Annotated in this window: 17 protein-coding genes; 5 read left to right on the top strand and 12 right to left on the bottom strand. The window is 68.0% G+C overall.

Annotated features, from left to right (window positions below; all coding sequences use genetic code 11):
• The 6 genes from VAR608DRAFT_RS22540 to VAR608DRAFT_RS22565 are packed head-to-tail and all read right to left on the bottom strand — an operon-like array spanning window position 1 to window position 5,511.
• Window positions 1-1,260: an ABC transporter permease gene (locus VAR608DRAFT_RS22540; protein WP_088956090.1), complete on the bottom strand. Its 1,260-nt coding sequence runs from the start codon at window positions 1,258-1,260 to the stop codon at window positions 1-3.
• Window positions 1,257-1,964: an ABC transporter ATP-binding protein gene (locus VAR608DRAFT_RS22545; RefSeq protein WP_088956091.1), complete on the bottom strand. Its 708-nt coding sequence runs from the start codon at window positions 1,962-1,964 to the stop codon at window positions 1,257-1,259. Before VAR608DRAFT_RS22545 ends, VAR608DRAFT_RS22540 begins: the two co-directional genes overlap by 4 nt.
• Before the next feature lie 7 nt (window positions 1,965-1,971).
• Window positions 1,972-2,520, bottom strand: a complete 549-nt coding sequence (locus VAR608DRAFT_RS22550) for a DUF2796 domain-containing protein (RefSeq protein ID WP_088956092.1) — start codon at window positions 2,518-2,520, stop codon at window positions 1,972-1,974.
• The gene (locus tag VAR608DRAFT_RS22555) at window positions 2,517-3,422 is read right to left on the bottom strand and encodes a sulfurtransferase (protein WP_088956093.1); all 906 of its coding nucleotides are present in this window, start codon (window positions 3,420-3,422) and stop codon (window positions 2,517-2,519) included. The genes VAR608DRAFT_RS22550 and VAR608DRAFT_RS22555 overlap by 4 nt, the downstream gene beginning before the upstream one ends.
• A gap of 10 nt (window positions 3,423-3,432) precedes the next feature.
• Entirely contained in the window at window positions 3,433-4,365 is a 933-nt protein-coding gene (locus VAR608DRAFT_RS22560) for a DMT family transporter (protein ID WP_172843888.1), read from the bottom strand.
• 9 nt (window positions 4,366-4,374) lie between these two features.
• On the bottom strand, window positions 4,375-5,511 hold the full coding sequence (locus VAR608DRAFT_RS22565) for an aromatic ring-hydroxylating oxygenase subunit alpha (RefSeq protein ID WP_088956095.1): 1,137 nt from the start codon (window positions 5,509-5,511) through the stop codon (window positions 4,375-4,377).
• 201 nt (window positions 5,512-5,712) lie between these two features.
• Here VAR608DRAFT_RS22565 and xseB point away from each other — a divergent pair, with 201 nt between their 5' ends.
• The 4 genes from xseB to VAR608DRAFT_RS22585 are packed head-to-tail and all read left to right on the top strand — an operon-like array spanning window position 5,713 to window position 9,882.
• Window positions 5,713-5,979, top strand: coding sequence for an exodeoxyribonuclease VII small subunit (gene xseB / locus VAR608DRAFT_RS22570; RefSeq protein WP_088958919.1), 267 nt, complete (start codon window positions 5,713-5,715; stop codon window positions 5,977-5,979).
• The gene (locus tag VAR608DRAFT_RS22575) at window positions 5,976-6,896 is read left to right on the top strand and encodes a polyprenyl synthetase family protein (protein ID WP_088956096.1); all 921 of its coding nucleotides are present in this window, start codon (window positions 5,976-5,978) and stop codon (window positions 6,894-6,896) included. The genes xseB and VAR608DRAFT_RS22575 overlap by 4 nt, the downstream gene beginning before the upstream one ends.
• Before the next feature lie 16 nt (window positions 6,897-6,912).
• The gene (dxs, locus tag VAR608DRAFT_RS22580) at window positions 6,913-8,799 is read left to right on the top strand and encodes a 1-deoxy-D-xylulose-5-phosphate synthase (RefSeq protein ID WP_088956097.1); all 1,887 of its coding nucleotides are present in this window, start codon (window positions 6,913-6,915) and stop codon (window positions 8,797-8,799) included.
• 3 nt (window positions 8,800-8,802) lie between these two features.
• Window positions 8,803-9,882: a TRAP transporter substrate-binding protein gene (locus tag VAR608DRAFT_RS22585; RefSeq protein ID WP_088956098.1), complete on the top strand. Its 1,080-nt coding sequence runs from the start codon at window positions 8,803-8,805 to the stop codon at window positions 9,880-9,882.
• Between the two features lie 27 nt (window positions 9,883-9,909).
• Here VAR608DRAFT_RS22585 and VAR608DRAFT_RS22590 read toward each other — a convergent pair whose 3' ends face one another.
• The 6 genes from VAR608DRAFT_RS22590 to VAR608DRAFT_RS22615 form a co-directional block, all read right to left on the bottom strand.
• Window positions 9,910-10,068, bottom strand: coding sequence for a hypothetical protein (locus tag VAR608DRAFT_RS22590; protein ID WP_231972927.1), 159 nt, complete (start codon window positions 10,066-10,068; stop codon window positions 9,910-9,912).
• Between the two features lie 72 nt (window positions 10,069-10,140).
• Window positions 10,141-10,863 carry an ABC transporter ATP-binding protein gene (locus tag VAR608DRAFT_RS22595; protein WP_088956099.1) on the bottom strand — a complete coding sequence of 241 codons (723 nt, stop codon included), beginning with the start codon at window positions 10,861-10,863 and terminating at the stop codon, window positions 10,141-10,143.
• Complete coding sequence (locus VAR608DRAFT_RS22600) at window positions 10,860-11,645, bottom strand: ABC transporter ATP-binding protein (RefSeq protein WP_088958920.1); 786 nt, start codon at window positions 11,643-11,645, stop codon at window positions 10,860-10,862. Before VAR608DRAFT_RS22600 ends, VAR608DRAFT_RS22595 begins: the two co-directional genes overlap by 4 nt.
• 92 nt (window positions 11,646-11,737) lie before the next feature.
• On the bottom strand, window positions 11,738-12,601 hold the full coding sequence (locus tag VAR608DRAFT_RS22605) for a branched-chain amino acid ABC transporter permease (protein ID WP_088956100.1): 864 nt from the start codon (window positions 12,599-12,601) through the stop codon (window positions 11,738-11,740).
• Between the two features lie 58 nt (window positions 12,602-12,659).
• Entirely contained in the window at window positions 12,660-13,541 is an 882-nt protein-coding gene (locus VAR608DRAFT_RS22610) for a branched-chain amino acid ABC transporter permease (RefSeq protein WP_088956101.1), read from the bottom strand.
• 147 nt (window positions 13,542-13,688) lie between these two features.
• Window positions 13,689-14,855: an ABC transporter substrate-binding protein gene (locus tag VAR608DRAFT_RS22615; RefSeq protein WP_088956102.1), complete on the bottom strand. Its 1,167-nt coding sequence runs from the start codon at window positions 14,853-14,855 to the stop codon at window positions 13,689-13,691.
• A 135-nt stretch (window positions 14,856-14,990) separates the two neighbouring features.
• Here VAR608DRAFT_RS22615 and VAR608DRAFT_RS22620 point away from each other — a divergent pair, with 135 nt between their 5' ends.
• Window positions 14,991-16,280 (top strand): SUMF1/EgtB/PvdO family nonheme iron enzyme, encoded by a 1,290-nt coding sequence (locus tag VAR608DRAFT_RS22620; RefSeq protein ID WP_231972928.1) that lies wholly within the window; start codon window positions 14,991-14,993, stop codon window positions 16,278-16,280.
• The last annotated feature ends 14 nt before the right edge of the window (window positions 16,281-16,294 follow it).

A 16,294-nucleotide genomic window follows, 5' to 3' on the forward strand; every position in this document is an offset into this window, starting at 1 on the left:
TCAGATCCTTGGGGAAAGTCCATCGGCCAGCGAAAGCCGGTAGGCGCGGATGCCGGGCAAGAGGCTCGCGAGCCATCCCGCCGCGATCAGGCTCGCCAGCAGCAGCCATTCGTTCAGTGTAGGTTCGGACAGCGCAAGGGCCAATCCGAAGTGCGATTGCAGCCAGGGCGACATGACCGCAATGCCCAGCGCTGCGAGCGCCGCCCCGGTCACCACGCCGAGCAGCGTGACCAGCGCGCCTTCGAGCGCGAGCAGCGTGAGCACATGCCGCAGGTTCGCGCCGACCGCACGCAGCACCGCGAGTTCGCGGCGACGCTCGTTGAGGCCGGCCATCACCACCGACACCAGTCCCGCGAGGCTGACCAGCGCGACGAGCCCGGACATGAGCAAGAGCGCGTTCTCGCCGACGCCGATCACGCTCCACAGTTCGTCGAGCGCCACGCCGGGCAGGATCGCCATCAGCGGCTCGCCGGAATAGGTCGACACCCAGCGCTGCACCGCGAACACCGCCGCGCGATTCTTGAGGCCGACCAGCGCGGCGGTCACGTTCTTCGGCGTGAGATCGAACTTGCGCACCTGGTCCGCCGGGATCTTGACGCCGGGCAGCGGCGCGCCGCCGGCCCATTCGAGGTGGATGGCTTCCATCGCGCCGAGGCCGATGTGCACCGTGCGATCGACCGGCGTGCCGGTGCGTGCAAGGATGCCCACGACGGTGAAAGGCTTGTCGGCATGCTCGGCGACCAGTTCGCCGCTGCCGTGCGCGAGCGTGATCTTCTGGCCGACGCGATAGCCGAGGCGGTCGGCGACCTCGGCGCCGATCACCGCATCGAAGAGCTCGCTGAACGGCTTGCCTTCGGCGAGGCGCAGCGGCTGACGGTCGCCGTAGCGGAAGTGCTCGAAGTACTCGGGCGTGGTCGCGAGCACCGCGAAGCCGCGGTGCGAATCGCCGAGCGACAGCGGTACGACCCAGCTCACGCCGGGATGCGCCGCCAGCGCCTGCACGCTCTTCCACTGGATGTTGTTGGTCGCCGCGCCGATGCGGAACACCGAGTACAGCAGCAGTTGCGTGGAGCCGGTGCGCGCGCCGACGATCAGGTCGGTGCCCGACACCGAGGACGCGAAGTTCTCGCGCATCTCGGTGCGGATGCGCTCGACGCCCAGCAGCAGGAAGGTCGACAGCGCGATCGACAGCACGGTCAGCGCGAGCGTGAAGCGGCGGTTCCACGCGCTGCGCCAGGCGATGGCGAAGAGAGCGGTCATGCAGGTTCCCCGCTTGCTGCGCGATTGATCTCCGGCAGCAGGATGTGGCGCGCGAAGCGTTCGGCGATCCGCTGGTCGTGGCTCACGAAGACGAGTGCGCTGTGGTTCTCCCTGCAGGCCGAGAGCAGGACGTCCAGAAAGGCTTCTCGCCGGTCCTCATCGAGCGCCGAGGTCGGCTCGTCGGCGATCACGAGTTCGGGGTGGCCGATCAAGGCGCGCGCGGCCGCCACGCGCTGCTGCTGGCCGACCGACAGCTGCAGGGCCTGCCGCCACCACAGGCTGGAATCCAGCCCCATCTGTTCGAGCAGGTGCTCGGCCTGCGCCTGCGCGGAACCATCATCGCGCGTCGCCCGCGCCATGCGCCGCGCCGAGAAGCGGCACGGCAGCAGCACGTTGTCCAGCACGCTCAGATAGGGCAGCAGGTTGAACTGCTGGAAGATGTAGCCCACATGCGCGACACGGAGCCGGTCGCGACCCGCGCCCGAAAGCGAAGCCCAGTCGTGCCCCAGCAGCGTGGTGCGTCCGCCCTGGGCGACCAGCACGCCCGCCAGCAGCGACAGCAGCGTGCTCTTGCCGCATCCGCTCGGGCCGTGCAGGAACACGGCCTCGCCGGCGGCGATGTCGAGCCGCTCGATGTCGATGCACGGCGCCTTCGCGCCCGGCCACTGGAATCGCAGCGCTGCAGCCGAAAGAACGGAACTCACGACCGGGTCACTTGCTCCACGCGAGCCGTTCGCCGGGCCGCTTCAGCGAGCGCTTGAACTGGCCTTGCGGCGATGCGATCTGCGCCTCGATCTGGCGTGGGCCCTTGAACGCGCTGAACAGGCCGATGTCGATGAACTTCGCTGCTGCCGCATTGGTGCAGTTGAAGGCGAAGGTGCCGTCGAGATCGGCATGGCCTTCGGACGATTCGCCCTCGGCCTTGCCGAGGCCCAGCGCGGGCGAACGCAGCGTGACCGGGCCGAGCTTGCAATTGGCGACGGGGTCGATCCGGAAGATCTGGTCCGCCGCGCGCAACTGCGCGACGACGGCTTCCGCGATCTTCGTTTCGGCGTCGGTGCGCGGCGCGCGTTCGAAGCCGGTGAAGTTGTCGAGGGGCGATTCCATCTCGATCACCACCGTGGGGCCTTCGACGACGACGTCGAGCTTGATCTGCCCATGCACGTGCGCGTGCTGGGCCTGCGCGAGGGCGGCGAGCGGTGTGGCGATGACGACTGCGGTCAGTAGGAGCGAAACGAGCGGCTGGCTCATCGGTTTCATGGTTCTGCGCCTTGCCGGGTCGGCAGCCCCGGCGTGTTGCTCCACTCGCTCCAGCTGCCGGCGTAGAGCGCGGACGGGCCCAGTCCCGCGACCTGCATCGCGAGGAGGTTGGGCACCGCGCTCACGCCGCTGCCGCATTGATGGACGACCGTGGACGGATCCCGGCCCGCCAGCAAGGTTTCGAATTCGGCACGCAACTGCGCGGCCGGCTTGAACTTCCCGTCGGGACCGAGGTTCTCGGAAAAAGGCCGGTTCAGGGCCCCGGGGATGTGACCGGCGATCGGGTCCAGTGGTTCCACCTCGCCGCGATAGCGCTGCGCTGCGCGCGCGTCGATCAGCGTCTGGTCAGATTGCGCCAGTCGCGCGGCCACCGTCTTCGTGTCGACGAGTCGCATCAGCGGTTGGCCGGTGACGAAGTTCGACTGGAAATGCGAAGGCTCCTCGCGGTCCGTGACGGCGCCGCCCGCCGCCTGCCAGGCCGAGAGGCCGCCGTCGAGCACGGCCACCGCCTCATGCCCCATCCACTTGAGCATCCACCAGAGGCGGCCGCAGTAGTTGGCGCCGTTGCGGTCGTAGACCACGGCCTGCATGTCGTTCGCCAAGCCGACGCCGGACAGCCACCCCGCGAATTTCTCGCGGCTGGGCAGCGGATGGCGGCCGCCCGATGCGGGCGGGCCTTCGTCCTTCGCGACCACGACACCGTGCGCGCCGGCCACGCCGTGCCTGGCGCTCAGCGCCGTGTCGAGGTTGGCGTACACCGCGCCCGGGATGTGCGCGGCGCGGTACTGCTGCGCACCGGCTTCGGGTTTCATGAGGTCGAAGGTGCAGTCGAACACCATCAACCGTGCCTCGCGGGTCGTCAGGGCCTGGAGCTGCTCGGCGGAAATCAGGGTGGTGTACATGTCAAATCCTTCAATGTTCCTCGGCCGGCGCCTTCGGCAGCGAGCGTTGCCGCAGCACCGTCGCCGCGATGCCGCTCGCCACGATGAGCGCCATGCCGAGCCAGCCGGTCGCATCGATGCGATCGCCGAACAGCAGCACGCTGTACATCGCGGCGAACACGATGCCCGAGTACTGGAGATTCGCGACCACGAGCGTACCGCTTTCGGTCTTCGCGGTGGCATATGCGCGCGTCATGCAGAGCTGGCCGAGCGCGGCCAGCACGCCGACCGGCAGCAGCCAGAAGGCATGCGCCAGGGTCCAATCGCCGAATGGCGTGGAAGGGCCCAGCAGCGTACCGAGCCCGCCCGCGACGGCCGAACCGACGGCGAAGTAGAAGACCGTGCGTGATTCGGGCTCGCCGATGCGCGACAGGGCGACCACCTGCATGTAGGCGAACGCGGCCGTCAGGCCCGACAGCAGGCCCAGCATGCCGGCGAAGCCCTGGCTGCCTTCGACGGAAGGCTTGAGCATCAGCACCACCCCGCCGAAGCCCGCGAGCACGGTGAGCACCAGCGGCCCCTGCAGCGGCGGCTTCGGCGCGCGGCCGTCGCGGCCCGGCACCGGCACCCACGCCAGCAAGGCGCCGCCGACCAGGAAGGCCGCGATCCAGACGCTGCTCATGTAGTTGAGCGTCACCGCGGTGGCGAGCGGCATGTGCGCGATCGCATAGAACCACGCGCCGAGCGACACCACGCCGATCAGGCTGCGCCACGCGTGCATGCCGGGGTAGCGCGTGGCCAGCGTGACGCCGCGCTGGCGCGCCAGGACCCACAGGAAGACGATGCCGATCAGGCCGCGGTAGAAGACCAGTTCAGCAGAGGAGAACCAGGCCGAGGCGATCTTCACGCACACGCCCATGGTGGCGAAGATCAGTGCGCCCAGCACCATCCATAGTGCCTGCATCCCGGGGTCTTAGGCCTTCATCTCGCGGCGGTACCACTCGTGGAACTGCTGCATGCCGTCTTCCATCGGGCTCTGGTAGGGGCCGCTCTCGTCGTCGCCGCGCTGCATGAGCGCGCGGCGGCCGGCGTCCATGCGTTCGGCGATCTCGTCGTCCTCGACGCAGGTTTCCATGTACGCGGCCTGCTGCGCTTCGACGAACTCGCGCTCGAAGGCGACGATTTCCTCGGGATAGAAGAACTCGACCATGTTGAGCGTCTTCTGCGGCCCGATCGGGTGCAGCGTGGACACCGTGAGCACGTGCGGATACCACTCCACCATGACGTTCGGGTAGTAGGTGAGCCAGATCGCACCGTACTTCGGCGGCTTGCCTTCGCGGTACTTCAGCAGTTGCTCCTGCCAGCGCTGGTAGACCGGGCTGCCGGCGCGGCCGAGCCGGTTGGCCACGCCGACCGTCTGCACGGAATGGTGCCTGCCGAATTCCCAGCGCAGGTCGTCGCAGGTCACGAAGCTGCCGAGGCCCGGATGGAACGGCCCGACGTGATAGTCCTCGAGGTAGACCTCGATGAAGGTCTTCCAGTTGTAGTTGCACTCGTGCAGCTCGACGCGGTCGAGCGCGTAGCCCTCGAAGTCGAGGTCGGCCCGTGCCCCGAGCTTCGCGAGGTCGGCCGCCACGTCACGGGTGCCGGGGTTCGCGCTCTTCTCGAACAGGAGACCGTTCCACTCGGTCAGCGGGTAGTTGTGCAGATTGAGGCAGGGGTCCTGCTCGAAATGGGGCGCGCCGATCAGCGTGCCCGTGGCGCGCGGGTCCGCTGCCGCGTAGGTCCAGCGGTGCAGGGGGCAGATGATGTTGCCGCCGCTCGTCGGCTCGATTTCGCCGCGGCCCTGCAGGATCAGCGCCTGCCGGTGGCGGCACACGTTGGAGATCAGCTCCACGCCCTTGGGCGTGTGGACCAAGGCGCGGCCCTGGTGTTCCTGCGGCAGCGTGTGGAAGCTGCCGGGTTCGGGGACCGCCAGCCGGTGGCCCACGTAGCGCGGGCCGGCGGCGAAAAGTGTCTGCATTTCGCTGGCGTAGAGCGCCTCGTCGAAATATGCGGTAACCGGAAGTTGGCTCGAAGCCTGCTGCAGTTGAAGACTTAAATCAGACATGGGTGACCTGACCAAGCTCCCCACAGGGAGAAAGAAGAACGGATGGCCGTCTTGAATGCGTGCGACGACCGTGCGACGACGTGTGACGGCCCCAAAAGAAATGGGTCAGCATCTGCCGGCCCGGGGAACCGCGGATTGTACCCTTCGGGATGCGATCGGGGCCCCCACTCTAAAATGTGGGGTTTCACCCACCATCGCCGCATGCCCAAGGTGCCTTCCTCCTCCCAGCCGGCCGAGTCCGCCGTGCCCGATACCGGCGCGTTGCCGGCCACCTATGAAGCCGGCTTGCAGGAGCTCGAACAACTCGTGACCGAACTCGAATCCGGCCAGCTGCCGCTCGATCGGCTCCTGGGCAGCTACCAGCGGGGCGCGGCCCTGCTGGCGTTCTGCCGCGACAAGCTGCAGGCGGTCGAAGACCAGATCAAGCTGCTCGACGCCGGCAGCCTCAAGGCCTGGACCGGCGAATGACGACAGCCTGCGAAACCTCGCGGTGGGATGCCGCCCGTCTGGCCGCGTGGAGCGAACCCCTGCTCGCGCGCGTCGAGTCCGCACTGTCCGAGTGGGTCGGCATCGATGCGCCGGTGCAGCTGGGCGACGCGATGCGCTATGCCGTGCTCGACGGCGGCAAGCGGCTTCGGCCGCTGCTCGTGCTGGCCGCCAGCGAAGCGGTCGACGGCCATGCCGAAGCGGCCTTGCGCGCCGCCTGCGCGGTCGAGCTGATCCACGCCTATTCGCTCGTGCACGACGACTTGCCGTGCATGGACAACGACGTGCTGCGCCGCGGCAAGCCCACGGTGCACGTCAAGTTCGGCGAAGCCGGCGCGCTGCTCGCGGGCGATGCCTTGCAGGCGCTCGCGTTCGAGCTGCTCACGCCCGACGGCACCGGCATTTCGCCGGGGGTCCAGGCGACGCTGTGCCGCCTGCTGGCGCGCGCCGCCGGCAGCCAGGGGATGGCGGGCGGCCAGGCGATCGACCTCGCCAGCGTCGGCGTCGCCCTGACCGAAGCCGAGCTGCGCACCATGCATCGCCTGAAGACCGGCGCGCTGCTGAAGGGCAGCGTCGAGATGGGCGCGGCTTGCGGCGATGCGCTCCTGCCCCAGTCGCTCGCCGCGCTGCGCGACTACGGCGCGGCGGTGGGCCTCGCGTTCCAGGTGGTCGACGACATCCTCGACGTCATCGCCGATTCCGAAACGCTCGGCAAGACCGCGGGCAAGGACGCCGCGAGCGACAAGCCCACCTACGTCTCGCTGCTCGGCCTCGACGGCGCGCGTGCACAGGCGCGCCAGTTGCTGGCCAAGGCCCTCGAAGCGCTGGACCGCAGCGCGCTGGCCGACACGGGCGCGCTGCGCGCGCTCGCCCACATGGTCGTCGATCGCGATCGATAACGACAAGAATCTGCACATGGCTCCGCTGCTTCCCACCATCCACGACCCTTCCCAGCTGCGGCAAATGGACCGCGCCCAGCTCAAGCAACTCGCCGACGAAGTGCGCAGCTGCGTGCTCGACAACGTGTCGCGCACGGGCGGCCATCTGAGCTCGAACCTGGGTACGGTGGAGCTCACGGTCGCGCTGCACCACGTCTTCAACACGCCGCACGACCGCCTGGTGTGGGACGTGGGCCACCAGACCTATCCGCACAAGATCCTCACCGGGCGGCGCGACCGCATGCCGACGCTGCGCCAGCTCGGCGGCCTCTCCGGCTTCCCGCAGCGCACCGAGAGCGAGTACGACACCTTCGGCACCGCGCACTCGTCCACCAGCATCTCGGCCGCGCTCGGCATGGCCCTGGCGGCACGGCAGAAGGGCGAGGACCGCCATTCGGTCGCGATCATCGGCGACGGCGCGCTCACGGCCGGCATGGCCTTCGAGGCGCTCAACAACGCGGGCGTGTGCGACGACTGCAAGCTGCTGGTGATCCTGAACGACAACGACATGTCGATCAGCCCGCCGGTGGGTGCGCTCAACCGCTATCTCGCGCAACTCATGAGCGGCAACTTCTACTCGGCCGCGAAGAACGTCGGCAAGAGCGTGCTGCGCGCCGCGCCGCCGCTGTTCGAACTGGCCAAGCGGCTGGAGCAGCACGCCAAGGGCATGGTGGTGCCGGCCACGCTGTTCGAGCAGTTCGGCTTCAACTACGTCGGGCCGATCGACGGCCACGACATCGATTCGCTGGTGCCCACGCTCGAAAACCTGAAGCACCTGCGGGGCCCGCAGTTCCTGCACGTGGTCACGAAGAAGGGCCAGGGCTACAAGCTGGCGGAGGCCGATCCGGTGGCCTACCACGGGCCGTCGAAGTTCGACCCGGCCGTCGGCCTCGTCAAGCCGGCGACCGCGCCCAAGCAGACCTTCACGCAGGTCTTCGGCAGCTGGCTGTGCGACATGGCCGCGAAGGACGCTCGCCTCGTCGGCATCACGCCGGCGATGCGCGAGGGTTCGGGCCTCGTCGAGTTCGAGAAGCGCTTCCCCGAGCGCTACTACGACGTGGGCATCGCGGAGCAGCATTCGGTGACTTTCGCGGCAGGCCTTGCGTGCGAGGGCCTCAAGCCGGTGGTCGCGATCTATTCGACCTTCCTGCAGCGCGGGTACGACCAGCTGATCCACGACGTCGCGATCCAGAACCTGCCGGTGGTCTTCGCGCTCGATCGCGCCGGACTCGTGGGTGCCGACGGCGCGACGCATGCGGGCGCCTACGACATCTCGTTCCTGCGCTGCATCCCCAACATGAGCGTGGCCTGCCCGGCGGATGAAGCCGAGTGCCGGCAGCTGCTCACCACCGGCTACGAGCAGAACCATCCGGTCGCGGTGCGCTATCCGCGCGGCTCGGGCGCCGGTGTCACGCCGCCGCAGTCGCTCGACGGGCTGCCGTTCGGCAAGGGCGAGATCCGCCGCGAAGGCCGCAGGATCGCGATCCTCGCCTTCGGCACCTTGCTCTATCCGGCATTGAAGGCAGCGGAGTCGCTCGATGCCACCGTGGTCAACATGCGCTGGGCCAAGCCGCTCGATGTCGAGCTGCTGCTCAAGGTCGCCGGATCGCATGACGCGATCGTGACGGTGGAAGAGGGCGCGGTCATGGGCGGCGCCGGCAGTGCGGTGCTCGAGGCCCTGCAGGCCGCGGGTCTGCAGAAGCCGGTGCTGCAGCTCGGCCTTCCCGACCGCTTCATCGAGCACGGCGATCCGGCGAAGCTGCTGTCGGGCATCGGGCTGGACGCCGAAGGCATCGAACGCTCCATCGCGCAGCGCTTCGACAGCCTGGTTTCCGCAGGGAAGACCCGGCCCGGGGTCGTGTAAATAATGGATCGTCGCTCCCTCATCAAGAACGCAGGCATTGCCGGCGTCCTTGCCGCCGGTATCGCGCCCGCCGTCCATGCGCAAGCCGCCGTGCGCTGGCGTCTCGCTTCGAGCTTTCCCAAGCTGCTCGACACGATCTACGGCACGGCCGAGACCTTCGCCGGGAGCGTGAGCGACATGACGGGCGGCAGGTTCCAGATCTCGGTCCATGCGGGCGGCGAGCTGATGCCGGCCTTCGGCGTGCTCGACGGCGTTCAGAACGCAGCGGTCGAAATGGCGCACACCGCACCGTACTACTTCTACGGCAAGGACCCGACCTTCTGCCTCGGCTGCGCAGTGCCCTTCGGCCTGAACACCCGCCAGATGAACGCATGGATGTACGAGGGCAACGGCCTGAAGCTCATGCGTGAGTTCTACGCCAGGTACAACGTCTACAACCTGCCGGGCGGCAACACCGGCGCGCAGATGGGCGGCTGGTTCCGCAAGGAGATCAAGTCGGTCGCCGACCTGAAGGGCCTGAAGTTCGGCACCAACCCGCTCGCCGGCCGCGTGCTCGAACCCTTCGGCGTGATTCCGAAGTCCATCCCCGGCGCCGACCTGTACCCTGCGCTCGAAAAGGGCACGCTCGATGCGCTGGAGTGGGTCGGCCCCTACGACGACCAGAAGCTCGGCTTCAACAAGGTCGCGCAGTACTACTACTACCCCGGCTGGTGGGAAGGCGGTTCGCAACTGGACTTCTACGTCAACACCAGGGCCTGGGAAGGCTTGTCGGCCGAGTACAAGGCGATCGTTTCGGCGGCCGCCGCACAGGCCAACATCGGCATGACCGCGAAGTACGACGCGCGCAACCCGATCGCGCTGAAGCAGCTCGTGAACTCCGGCACCAAGCTGCGTCCCTTCTCGAAGGGCGTGGTGGACGCGGCCTTCAAGTCGGCCCAGCAGATCTACGCCGACCTCAACAACACCAACCCCGAGTGGAAGAAGGTGTACACCGACTACGCCAGGTTCCTGGCCGACCAGAACGCCTGGTTCCGCTTCGCCGAAGGCAGCTTCGACCGCTTCATGCAGGCGCAGAAGCTGTAGGTCGGTTCGCCGGGGAGGGCTCGGAGCTCATCGCAGAGACTCCGCGGCCAGCAGAAGCGTGCTGCGTCCGACCGTGATGGTCTGCCCGACCAGGAACATGATGCTCGGGCCAGGTACGGCGATCAGCAGGGCGGAAGTCAGCGCGAGACCCAGAAGGCCGTTGAGTGCGGTGAGACCTTCAGGCATGGGATCGATCGAGTTGGAAACAGAGTCGCCGTCAGTGGAGAAGACCGTCAGTCGAAGGTGTTCTGTCTGCGGCTATCCGCCGAGGTAGGCGTCCTGCACCTTCGGATTGCCGAGCAGCTCGCGCCCGCTGCCGGTCAACACGATCCTCCCGGTCTCGATCACATAGGCGCTGTCGGCGATCTTGAGCGCCTGCCGCACGTTCTGCTCGACCAGGAAGATCGAGAGGCCCGCCTTGTTGATCTCGCGCAGCGTGCGGAAGATGTCCTGCACGATGATCGGCGCCAGGCCCATCGACGGTTCGTCCAGCAGCAGCACGCGCGGCTTGGCCATCAGCGCGCGGCCGATCGCCAGCATCTGCTGCTCGCCGCCCGAGAGGTTGCCGGCGAGCCCGTCGGCGCGTTCCTTGAGCCGCGGGAACAGCGTGTAGATGCGTTCGAGGTCATCGGCGCGCTGGGCGCGGCTGTCGCGGCGCGTGTAGGCGCCGAGTTCGAGGTTCTCGCGCACCGTCAGCGTCGTCAGCGTGGCGCGGCCTTCGGCGACCTGCACCATGCCGGCGGCGACGATCTTGTGGGGCGAAAGGGCCGTGAGGTCCTGCCCGTCGAGCACGACCCGTCCGGCAGCCTTCGCGACCAGTCCCGACAGCGCCAGCAGCGTCGTCGACTTGCCCGCGCCGTTGGCGCCCACCAGCGTGGTGATCCGGCCTTCGCGCAGTTCGAAATCGATGCCCTTCACGGCCTCGATGTGGCCATAGGCGACCTTGAGCCCCTCGACCTTCAGCAGCGGGGTTGCGCTCATTGGGACGCTCCCTCGTTCGTCGCCTCGTCTTCCTCGCGGCCGAGGTAGGCCTCGATCACCTGCGGGTCGTTGCGGATCTGGTCGGGGTTGCCGCGCGCGATGATGCGGCCGAAGTTCAGCACCGCGATGTGCTCGCACAAGCCCATCACGAAGCGCATGTCGTGTTCGATCATGAAGATGGTGTAGCCGCGCCCCGCGATGTTGCGGATCTCGTGCATCAGTTCGGTCTTTTCGGTGCTGTTCATGCCCGCCACCGGTTCGTCGAGCAAGAGCAGCTTCGGGTCGGTGGCGAGGGCGCGCGCGAGTTCGAGCTTGCGCTGGTCGCCGTACGAGAGGTTGTCGGCCACGTCGTCGCCCTTGTGATCGAGCCGGACCCACGAGAGCAGCTCGCGCGCGCGTTCGCGCGCCCGCCGCTCTTCGCCGCGGAAGAGACCCGTGCCTGCCAACAACCCGAATGCGCCGTAGCGCAGGTTGGCATGCATCCCGACCATCACGTTCTCGAGCAGCGACATCTCCTTGAAGATGCGGATGTTCTGGAACGTGCGCGCGATGCCGGCGCGCGTGATCTGGTGGGGCTTGAGCCCCGCGAGGTCGCGGCCCTCGAAGCGGATCGAGCCGCCGGTGGTCGGCAGCAGGCCCGTCGTCAGGTTGAAGACCGTGGTCTTGCCCGCGCCGTTGGGGCCGATGAGACCGAAGACGCCGCCCTGCGGCACTTCGAGGTTCACCTCCTGCAGCACCTTGAGGCCGCCGAAGTGGCGCGAGACGCCGTCGAGCTGGAGCAGTGCCGAGGCTGTTGCCCCCACGCTCGGCACTTCATGTCCTCGCTGCCCCCCGAGGGGGCGCGAGCTTGCTTGGGAGCGGCCCGGCGCGGCGCTCATGCCGCGGCTCCCTTGCGCCCGAACCATTGGCGCAAGCGCGCCGGGTCCCAGATGCCCTTCGGCAGGAACAGCACGATCAGCACCAGGATCACGCCGTTGACCACCAGCCGGAAGTCGCCGAACGCACGCAGCGCCTCGGGCAACACCGTGAGGATCACGCCGCCGAGCACCGGCCCGGTCAGCCCGTTGATGCCGCCAAGCACGGTCATCGTCAGGATGTCCACGCCGCGGTCGAAGCCGTATTCGTTCGGCCCGATGAAGAAGGTCAGGTGCGCATTGAGCACGCCCGCCAGCCCCGCGATCGCGGCGCCGAGCACGAAGGCCAGCATCTTGTGCCCGCCGACGTCGATGCCCATCAGGCCGGCGGCGGTCTCGTCTTCCTTGATCGCCTCGAACGCCCGGCCGACCTTGGAGCGGCGCAGCCGCCACAGCGCGAACAGCACCAGCACCACGGCGAGCAGCACGTGCCACCACTGCGTGGCCTGCGGAATGCCGTTCAGGCCCAGCGCGCCGCCCGTGAGCGATTCGGCATTCAGCACCACGATGCGCACCACCTCGCCGAAGGCGAGCGTCGCCATGGCCAGGTACACGCCGGACAGCCGCAGCGTCGGCTTGCCGATCACGAAAGCCGTCAGGGCCGGCGCCGCCATGCCGGCCGCGATCGCGACCGGGAACGGGGCGCCATAGTTCATCGACAGGATCGCCGAGGTGTAGGCGCCGATGCCCATGAAGGCGGCGTTCGCCATCGCGAGCATGCCGCACGACAGCGTGAGCCAGATCGACAACGCCAGCAATGAATTGGTGCCCAGGGTGAGCACCAGGTTGCTGTAGACCGACCAGAAGTTCTCCAGGGCGCTCATTCAAAAACCTCCGTGCTTCGCACTGCGGTGCGAGCGCCTTCGGGCGGCCGTGCGGCGCTCATACCTTGCGCTCCTGCACCGTGCCGAAGAGACCCTTGGGCCGCACCAGCAGCACCAGGAACAGCAGGCCGAACGCCACTGCGTCGCGCATGGTCGAGCCGATGTAGGCCACCGACAGCACTTCCGCGAAGCCGAGGAACAGGCCGCCCAGCATCGCGCCGCGGATGTCGCCCATGCCGCCGAGGATGATCACCGCAATGCCCTTGTGCAGCATCGGCTGGCCCATGAGCGGGAAGACCGCGTTGGAATAGAGCCCGATCAGCACGCCCGCGAGCCCGCCCAGCGCGGCGGCCGCGAACGAGGTCAGGTAGAACAGGCCCTCGACATTGATGCCGAGCAAATAGGCGGCCTTCGGCGATTCGGCGATCGCGCGCAGCGCGCGGCCCAGTTGCGTGCGCTTCAGCGCCAGCATGAGCACCGCCATCAGCACGAAGGACAGCAGGATGATGCCCAGCTCCAGCGCCGTGAGATGGATGCCCGCGAGATTCAGCGACTCGCCCGACACCGCGTCCGCCGGGAAGCGCACGTTCTGCGCGCCGAACAGGCCCTGCACGCCGTTGTTGAGGATGATCGCCACGCCGATGGTCGCGATCATCGGGATCAGGTGCGGTGCATTGCGCGCCCGCAGCGGCTTGAGCACCAGGAAATCGATCAAGAGCCCCAGCAGGCCGCAGAAAAGAAAGGCGAACGACAGCCCGGCCCACAGCGGCAGATCGAAGTGCGCCATGATCTGCACGGCCGCGTAAGCGCCCGCCATGAAGACCGCGCCGTGCGAAAGATTGATGACGCCGAGCACACCGAAGATCAGGGTGAAGCCCAGCGCGAAGAGCGCATAGACGCACCCCAAAGAGAGCGCGTTAACCAGTTGCTGTTCAAGCATCGTGGTCCCATTCAAAAAAACAAGAAGCGGGACCGGCCAGGCCGGCTCCCGCTGTTCGTGAAACACTGAGGAACCGGCTTTGCCGGTCCGCCGGTGTTGCCCCCGGCAGGGGGTGCCCGAGCTACACGCAGTGAGCGAGCCTGGGGGTTACTTGGTGATCACGAACTCGGAACCCTTCGTCACGCTGACGATGGGCAGCTGCTGGGCGTCGTAGCCGGCCGGCTTGCCGCTCTTGTCGTTGGCGCGGCGGAACTGGAACGCGCCGGTGGCGCCGGTGTGCTTCACGGACGGCAGCGCCTCACGCACGGCGGCGCGGTCGGCCGCGAGGTCGCCGCTCACCTTGACGGTCTTGAGCGCCTGGGCCGCGATGTACATCGCGTCATAGGCCTGCGCCGCGAACTGGTCGGGCGCCATCTTGAACTTCTCGGTGTAGGCCTTGATGAACTTGGTGTTCTCGGGCGTCGCGTTGCTGGACGACCAGGGGCTGCCCACGTAGAGGTTGTCCGACTGGCCCTTGGCGAGTTCGAAGATCTTCACCGAGTTCATGCCGTTGCCGCCGATGACCGGCACGTTGAGGCCGAGCTGGCGGGCCTGCACCATGATCGGCGCGCCTTCGGCGAGCAGCGCCGACAGCACGATCGCATCCGCGCCGCTGGCCTTGATCTTGGTGAGCTGGGCCTTGAAGTCCACGTCGCCCTTGGCGAAGGTCTCGGTGGTGGTCACCGGGATCTTCAGGTCGTCGAGCGCCTTCTTGAAGTTGTCGTAGCCGCTCTTGGTGAAGACGTCGTCGTTGCCGTAGAGCACCGCCACCTTCTTGATGCCGGCGTTCTTGACGGCGGTCTTGATCGTCTCGGGCAGCACGTCGGCTTCGGTCACCGAGTTGCGGAACACGTGGTCGCCGATCGAGGTGATGCCGTCGGCCGTGTTCGAGGTGCCGAAGGCCACCGTCTTGGCGGCCTGGGCGATCGGGTCCGCGGCCTGCGCCGAGTTGGACAGCGTCGGGCCGAAGACCATCAGGACCTTGTCCTGGAAGATCAGCTTCTTGAAGACGTTGATCGCCTCCTCCTTCTTGCCCTGCTCGTCGGCCACGACCAGTTCGATCTTGTTGCCGTTGATGCCGCCCGCGGCATTGATCTCGGCGACGGCCAGTTCGAAGCCGTTGCGGATCGCGGCGCCGTACTGGGCCGCGCCGCCGGACAGGGCCTCGGCCACGCCGATCTTCAGGTCGGCCGCCTGGGCAGCGGGACCGAAGGCGGTGAACGCGGCAAACGCGGCGACAGCGAGCAGCGAGTTCTTGAGAGGGAAGCGTCTCATATTGGAAAGTTCTTTCTGGTGAGGGGAAAGTAGTGGGCGCGTATTTTATAAGTGGGGTGGCTGTGCCTGCCGGTGGCTATTCCCCCGGGCAACGCCGAGTTGACGCCGCCAGTGCGTGGATCGTCATAATTCCCGATGCCTTCCAGCCCGTCGTCCTCGACGCCTTTCAGCACCTCCGGCGCCCCCCAGGCGATCGATTCGCCGGACATGCGCCACGCGGGGCGCGATCTGTTGTCGCTGGCGCTGATCGATGCGCGCAACCACACGCTGCATCTGCTGTCGCTCTACGAGGAGGCGCTCGGCTCGGCGACGCTCGCGATGCCGCGCGTCGAGGGCGTCGATCCGCCGGTCTGGCTGGCCGGGCAGATCGGCTGGTTCGCCGAATGGTGGATCGCGCGCAATACGCAGCGCGCGTTCGGCGCCGAGTGCCCCGTCCGGCCCACGCGGCTCGCGGCCATCGAGCCGAACGCCGATGCGTGGTGGAACCCTTCGCAGGTCCCGCCGGCCGACCGGTGGTCGCCCGACATGCCCGATCTCGCGCAGACCAAGGCCTACCTGCTCGAGACGCTGGAGATCACGCTGGAGTTGCTCGAGCACGCCGCCGAGACCGATGCGGGCCTTTATTTCTACCGGCTCGCGCTGTTCCACGAGGACCTGTGCGGCGAGCAGCTCGTGGTGATGGCGCAGACGCTGGGCCTCCGGCTGGGCATCGAGCTGCCGCCGGCCGCCGTCAGCCGCCAGCCGGTGCTGATGCCGGCGACCGCCTGGGACCTCGGCATGTCCGGGCCCGGTTTCGCGTTCGCGCAGGAATGCGGCTCGGAGCGTGAGGAGGTGCCGGAATTCGAGATCGATGCGCAGCCGGTCACCTGGAGCCAGTTCGTCGAGTTCGTCGACGACGGCGGCTACGACCGGCCCGAGCTGTGGCGGCCCGAGGGCCAGGCGTGGCTGGCCGCCCAGGTCGATGGCCGGCGCGGCCCGCGCCACGTCGAGCAGATCGGATCGATGCGCGAGGGCGGCGGCTCGGTGCTGCAGCAGCGTTTCGGCCGGACGGTGCGCGCCGCGGACAACCAGAGCGTGGTGCACGTGAGCTGGTGGGAGGCCGACGCCTGGGCGCGCTGGGCCGGCCGCCGGCTGGCGACCGAGGTCGAATGGGAGATCGCGGCGCATACCGCGACGAACCGCGGCTTCCGCTGGGCCGACGTGCACGAATGGACCGCGGGCACGCTGCGGCCGTGGACCGGTTTCCGCGCCGATCCGTGGAGCGCGGGATCGGCCTTCGATCCGCAACCCGCCTTCGGGCGTGCGCGCGTGCTTCGCGGCGCCTCGTTCGCGACCCGTGCGCGCCTCTGCTCGCCCAAGCGCAGGGACTTCGCGGCGCCCGATCGTGACGACGGCTTCTTCGGCTTTCGGACCTGCACGCTTTGAGCGTGGCCGGCGCC

This window comes from Variovorax sp. HW608 (assembly GCF_900090195.1).
GTDB lineage: Bacteria > Pseudomonadota > Gammaproteobacteria > Burkholderiales > Burkholderiaceae_C > Variovorax.